At 33.6% G+C, this 6,587-nt stretch carries 7 protein-coding genes; all 7 read right to left on the bottom strand.

From position 1 onward, the window contains the following. Positions 1-679: 679 nt before the first annotated feature. Positions 680-1,021 (bottom strand): DUF5713 family protein, encoded by a 342-nt coding sequence (locus C9E89_RS14415; protein ID WP_107008969.1) that lies wholly within the window; start codon positions 1,019-1,021, stop codon positions 680-682. A 79-nt stretch (positions 1,022-1,100) separates the two neighbouring features. After that, positions 1,101-1,841, bottom strand: coding sequence for an adenosylcobinamide-GDP ribazoletransferase (locus C9E89_RS14410; protein ID WP_107008970.1), 741 nt, complete (start codon positions 1,839-1,841; stop codon positions 1,101-1,103). A gap of 1 nt (position 1,842) precedes the next feature. Further along, entirely contained in the window at positions 1,843-2,475 is a 633-nt protein-coding gene (locus C9E89_RS14405) for a histidine phosphatase family protein (protein ID WP_107008971.1), read from the bottom strand. Between the two features lie 52 nt (positions 2,476-2,527). After that, positions 2,528-3,580 (bottom strand): nicotinate-nucleotide--dimethylbenzimidazole phosphoribosyltransferase, encoded by a 1,053-nt coding sequence (cobT, locus tag C9E89_RS14400; RefSeq protein ID WP_107008972.1) that lies wholly within the window; start codon positions 3,578-3,580, stop codon positions 2,528-2,530. Next, positions 3,577-4,119, bottom strand: a complete 543-nt coding sequence (gene cobU, locus C9E89_RS14395) for a bifunctional adenosylcobinamide kinase/adenosylcobinamide-phosphate guanylyltransferase (protein WP_107008973.1) — start codon at positions 4,117-4,119, stop codon at positions 3,577-3,579. Before cobU ends, cobT begins: the two co-directional genes overlap by 4 nt. Next, entirely contained in the window at positions 4,116-4,745 is a 630-nt protein-coding gene (locus tag C9E89_RS14390; RefSeq protein ID WP_107008974.1) for a 2'-5' RNA ligase family protein, read from the bottom strand. The genes cobU and C9E89_RS14390 overlap by 4 nt, the downstream gene beginning before the upstream one ends. 112 nt (positions 4,746-4,857) lie before the next feature. Beyond that, positions 4,858-6,276 carry a tetratricopeptide repeat protein gene (locus tag C9E89_RS14385; protein WP_107008975.1) on the bottom strand — a complete coding sequence of 473 codons (1,419 nt, stop codon included), beginning with the start codon at positions 6,274-6,276 and terminating at the stop codon, positions 4,858-4,860. Positions 6,277-6,587 lie beyond the last annotated feature (311 nt).

The following is a 6,587-nucleotide window of genomic DNA, read 5'->3' as shown; positions in this document are numbered from 1 at the left end:
AATAAACCCCTTTAGGCGTAGTACTTTGGACAGGTTCTGCTAATTTCACATGAATTGTTTCTTGTTCTACATTAGCGAGGTCATGCACTTGAATTGTTTGACCGCATCTAATTGATAAACATTTCCTATAACATTCATTTGAATTAACATCTTTAACTTCATTCAACCTGACGCTTTTACAAAAGTTCTATTCCGCCCTTCTTGTAACGACGAAGATGAAAAAATTTCTGTTGCAATAAGCGCTCTTTACTTAAAACAATTTATGGGCTGAAGAATAGACGTCACAACACTCACTGAAGACATTTTCTTCGCTGCATCTATCTATCAAGAAATAAAAAGCACAACATATAAACATTGAGTACAAAACTTCCTCATGATGTCGCCCTTTTAAATATGCCTTAAGTTATTTATTATTAGACGATTTTTTAGACTTCTTATATATCCCTAAAATTAGGTATTTTAATATACTGATCATTAATAAAACTAAATTATTCTAGTAAAAAAACTAAACCTACTTAATAAAAAAATGAAATAATTTTTAAATTAAATCAAAAACAAATACTTATTTTTTTATTTTAAATTTTTATAAATAATTATAGGTAGAATGGATATTCTACAAACACCCACTCTAAAATAAAGCTGAACAATATAAATAGCAGTAATATTATTTTATTTTTAACTACCAATCACGTGGAGAAATTAATTCTTCTCTATCTGCATCATAATACTCATAAGCTTTTGCAATAAAATAAAAATCTTCCCCTATAGCTTCTCGTGCTACAGTTTCAATTTCACTCTCGGCTTCATCAAATGCTGTTTGTAAATCATTAATTTTCTCAGTTGCAGCATGTGTTAAAATATATAATTCAGCTAAGTTTTTAGGCTGATGGGTTTCAATTTCCTGACAGACATCAACTAAAATATTTTTAATTTCATCAACTAAATGAGCAGGATAATAAGCATCTCCGTACATCTCATTTAAAAATTTATATTGTAAAATTTTACTATTTTGAATTGGCATATTGACCTCTTTTTTATTTTCTTAGATAAAATTTAATCTGGTTTTTAGCATTAAATTTTATCAATTTTAAGCCAATAATTTAAAGATAAAAACTCAAAACTACAAAAGTGAACAAAGTCACAGTTTCTAAGATTTCAATACTCGCTCCCACAGTATCTCCTGTAATTCCTGAAATACGTTGGATAAATTTTTGACGCAAATAAAATAATGTCGTTAAAAAACTAAGAACAGTCAAAATACCGACCAATTTAAAATATAAAGTACATAATAGAAAAAATATAATAATTAAAATTGCACTTTTTTTCGGAATAAATGCTGTTAATGCCGAGCCTAAACCATTTTTTCGTACATAAGATGTAGTCAAAAATAAAATTAATGGTGCAATACGACCTAAAATAGGAAACATGATTAAAGCTATAAATTGTTTTTCTTGTAATAATACATAAATAGCTGACCATTTTAATAAACAAATAATGACTAAGCTTAATACCCCAATCGGTCCACAGCTTGGATCTTTCATAATGGCTAAAGTTCGCGCTTGGTCACCAAAACCTCCCACCCAAGCATCGGCGGTATCAGCCAAACCATCTAAATGTAACCCCCCTGTCAGCCAAATCCACAGACATAAGATTATTGATGCCAATAAAATAAGGGGTAAAGTGTGTAATAACATTGCTACAGCACATAATAATCCGCCAATGAGTAAACCTATTACAGGATAAAACAACAAAGATTGTCCATTTTGTTGCTGACTTGGCATTGTTTTGAGCTGAATCGGGAAAGTCGTTAAAAACTGTAATGCAATCAAAAATGCTGTCATTTTAAATGCTCTTATTTTCAGAACAAGTAGACCATAAACTGATTTTTTGCTTCGTCGTGTCTAACTCAAAAGAATGTAAAGTGCCTAGTTCTGCTGACATCGTTAAAATATTGTCTAGACTTTGTTGTGTTGCGAGGCATTTTAAAAGTTTAATCACTCCACCATGTGTCACCAATAAAACCTGATGCCAATGCTTTTCTAACATCTGCATTTGAATAGAATCCATCGCGTTTAAAACTCGACTTTGAAATTGCCAAATACTTTCGGCATTGGGTGGCGTAAACGCTGTTGGAGTTTGCCAAAACTGACTCAGTTGCTCAGGGAAATTTTCATAAATCCATTGGGTCGGTTTGGCTTCCCAATCGCCAAAATGCATTTCTTGTAAATCTTTTTCTAAGATTAAAGGCTTATCATATTGCGTACTCAATTGTTGAGAAAATAAGCGACAACGTTGCAATGGTGAACTAAAAATACTCTGCCAAGCTATTGGCGCTGCGGATTGAGTTAAAAAGGCATCCACTGTATTTTGCATTTGCATTTGACCCAGTGCTGTCAAAACATCATCTGTTGAGCCTCTTAAAGTATGACTCAATGTGCTTTCACCATGCCTTAATACATCAATCCGCAATTTCATCCAATTTCTCTACTTTTCTTCAATCTGATTACATCAAAATCACATTAAAAAATTAAACTTTTTCACCAATAACAGCCGCTTCAGCAAATGTCGCCATATGGTTATGCAAACTACATGCAAGTTTAATGATGCCTAAAGATGCACCTGCACCACTACCTTCACCTAAACGTAAATTTAATTTTAATAAAGGCTGTGCATTTAACTCTGCGAGTAAACGTTGATGCCCATATTCAGCAGACTGATGACCGAAGAACATCCATTCACGAACATTTGGATTTAAGCGAACTGCAAGCAATGCAGATACAGTACTAATAAAACCATCAACCACCATCGGCAAGCCCACTTGCGCACAGCGAATATAAGCACCTGTCATCGCTGCAATTTCTAAACCACCCACTGCACACAGCGCTTTAAAAGCATCGCCATGAACATCATGTTGATGTAAAGCCAAAGCCTGATTAATGATATTTTTCTTATGTTCAAGTTGCTCAGCACGAATGCCTGTACCTACGCCTGTTAACTTTTCTGCCGTTTCATTTAAAAGAAAACATGCCACAGCCGAAGCTGAACAGGTGTTACCTATTCCCATTTCACCTGCGACATAAATTGATGCATGTTGTGATAAAGCTTGTTCTACACTTTCTTTACCCAGTTGCATGGCTGCTTGACATTGTGCTTCTGTCATTGCAACCGTTTTAGCAAAATTTGCTGTTCCTTGGGCAATACAATGACGCTCAACACCTACATAATCATAACTATCACCGACTGAACCACAGTCAATGACTTGTAATTTTGCATTATATTCTTTCGCAATAACACTGATACAAGCACCGCCTGTGGCAAAGTTTTGCAACATTTGTCGTGTCACTGCCTGCGGATAAGCTGAAATATTTTCTTCCATGACACCATGATCGCCCGCAAAAATGGTGATCCAAGGAAAGTTAACTTGTGGCTGTTGCTGACCTTGTAAACTTGCGAGCTGAATCGCAACATGCTCTAACTCAGAAAGTGAACCTGTTGGCTTAGTCAGTTGCAGTTGACGTTGTTCTGCCTGTGTTTTTGCAGCTTCACTTGGTTTTTGACATGCATCTAACCACCAATTCATTCCTTTTCTCCTTTTAAATACATTGGAAAACCTGCCACACAAAAAATAACAGTGTCTGCCAGTTGTCCAAGTTGTTGATGTAAACGACCTGATTCATCTACAAATTTTCGAGTAATTTCACCCATGGGTACCACACCCAAACCTGTTTCATTACTCACTAAAATAATATTGGCTTGTAAATGAGGTAAAACCTTAAACAACTTTTCACATTCAATTGCCTGTAAATTTGATGCTACAGATGACGTACTTTGATCATTCGCCATTAATAAATTGCTCATCCATAAGGTTAAACAATCCACTAAAATCACATGCTCAGGTTGATCTATTTTTTCTAATAGATCAGCCAGATGTAGTGGCTCTTCATAAACAGCCCAATCAGCAGGTCGCTGATGTTGATGATGTAAAATGCGTGATTGCATCTCAGCATCCCAAGCTTGGGCTGTCGCCACATAACTCACAGTAAATTGGCTATCTTGTGCAATTTTTTCAGCCAAACGACTTTTTCCTGAACGCGCACCACCTAAAATGAGTCGAATCATAATTTACCTAAATGAATATGTTGTTCTGCATATAATTTGCCTTGAATAATTTTTGCTTTGTAATAACCAAAGCTTAAATGTGTAACATCAAGTTCAAATTGTTGCTGTTCAATTGTTTTAACATGCTCAAATATTTTTTCGGCAGTAAATGCCGAATGATATAGACCAAGCGTAATATGCGGAACATAGTGTAATGCGGCAATTTCATGATGATTTTGTGCAAAAAGATGTCTAAAAATACTTAGGCTATTATTTTCATCTAAAATCTCAACAAATAAGGCACTTTCAAAACTTTGAATTTTGCCTGTTTTTATTTTAAATGCACCGAGTTTTTGCTTAGTTAAATTTTTTATCTGTTGGCTCAATTGTTGTTGTGAAAAATCATCATTTAAAACAGGTTGATATTCTGTTAAAAATCCACAAATAAAAAGCGTAATATGAAATTGACGGATATTTGGTTGAAATAAAAAGGGAGAAAAATGTTCACGTAATTTTTGTAAATAATGCTGTAGTTTTGGTTCAGTGATTTCTATATACCAAAGTGCATAATCCTCTCGTCCCCGATGCCATTCAGCATAATCATGGGAAAGTGTTGGAATAACAGTACAAAAAGGTTGAAGAAGCACAATAATTTTAACAGAAATGAATGCGTTTATATTAGAGCATAAAACTAAAAAGATTGCCTTATGTCACAGTCAAACGAGAGGAAATTTAAAACTGAATAATATTCATAATTGCTTAAATTCTAAGCTTAGCTTTGATTTCTTGTGCTTTTTTTAAATTTTGAGGTGTACCAATACCATATTCATAACAATGTGCAATGATTTTAAGTGCTTTTTGGTCACCCTTGTCCGCGTAGTAAAGATAATATTGAAAAGCCTGTTCAGGATCTTGTGCAACGCCCAAGCCATTCATATACATTTCACCTAATTTCATAGAAGCATGAGGCTGTCCCAAAGCTTCGATTTTTTTATACCAATATAAAGCCTTGCTATAATTTTGAGCTACAAATTCATTGCCCTGAAAATAAAGATCACCTAAACGTAACAATGCCATAATATCGTTTTGTGTCGCTGCTATTTCATAAAACTCAATGGCTTTCTTCATATCTTGCGCTGTCCCTAAACCTTTTTCATACATTTCAGCGAGTTGATATAAAACATCTGCACTCTCATTCTTTTTTAATAATTCATTAAAAATTTCAAATGCACGTTTTTCATTGCCCTGACCTGCCGTTTTATAGTCTAAAGCTAAATTATATTTTTCATAAAATGTATGATCTCGATTTTGATTAGGCTGTTTATCATTTTTCTTTGCCCAATATTTTATTCTATTCTCATAATCATTTCTGGTATAAGAATATTCAAAATCAATATCTTGTGTATTTATGATTTTTTGCTTCCAATAAGCTGATTGTGTTAAATCGACCGCCGTACCAATACCAAATTTATACATCACCACCATAAACATTTGTGCCTCAGGATCACCTGCTTCAGCCGATTTTTTATACCATTTAAAAGCTTCTGTATTACTTCCTCGGACACCTTGGGCGTGGAAATACATCCATGCTAAAAATGGTGCTGCCTGATGATTTCCCTGTAAAGCTGACTTTAAAAACCAGTAATGTGCTATTTGATAATCCTTTTCAACACCTGCACCTTGTACATACATCCAACCTAATTGTGCCTGTGCAAAGGCATCATTTTTTTGAGCTAAACGCCAAATCCAATGATAAGCACTTTGAAAATCAGGACCTTGTCCATTGTTATAATAATAGGTTGCTAAACGAATTTGTGCCTGAGTATGGTCTTGATTGGCTGCCTTTTTATACCACTGTAAAGCTTCTGCTTGACTGATCTGAATAGGTTGGAAAAATTGATCAAAACCATCTTCTGCTTTGGGTTCAGCATATATAAATGGTTGTATGACCCAATTTAACATTTTTTTAAATGACGATTGTTGATCATTGAGATTGATATCATTTCGATCAGCCGTTTCAATTTGATCAGCCAACTCAAATTGTGCTTGTGCCTGCCCTCGAATCGCTTGCAAATAAATTTTATCAATCAACGGCTCAGGATGTATGATGAGCATGACATCAAATGAAATCACGCTTACAAATAATGTAAAACATAAAATTCTTGACTTAATCAACATATTTTTCTAATTTCTATCATTAACTTATTTTTAAATAGAAGCATTTAATAAGACAAAACTTTGTCAAATCCACGGTCATGATTTTAAACTTAAAATGATCTGTCTCATATCTATATTTCAATGCAGAACTTATCAATATGACAATAATTTTTTATTTTAAATATCAACTTAAGGTCTTAAACGCTTTATTTATTGCACAATAATATAGCAAAAATTTTAGCTTATTTTCTTATATTTATATCTAAATATTTGAATTAGATAAAAATAATAAGCCTTATAAAAAAAACTTAGGATTAAGAAGAATTAAATAT

It is taken from the genome of Acinetobacter sichuanensis, from assembly GCF_003024515.2.
Taxonomy (GTDB): domain Bacteria; phylum Pseudomonadota; class Gammaproteobacteria; order Pseudomonadales; family Moraxellaceae; genus Acinetobacter; species Acinetobacter sichuanensis.
Note: the sequence above shows the minus strand (reverse complement) of the source record. Positions and strands in the feature narration are given on the sequence as shown.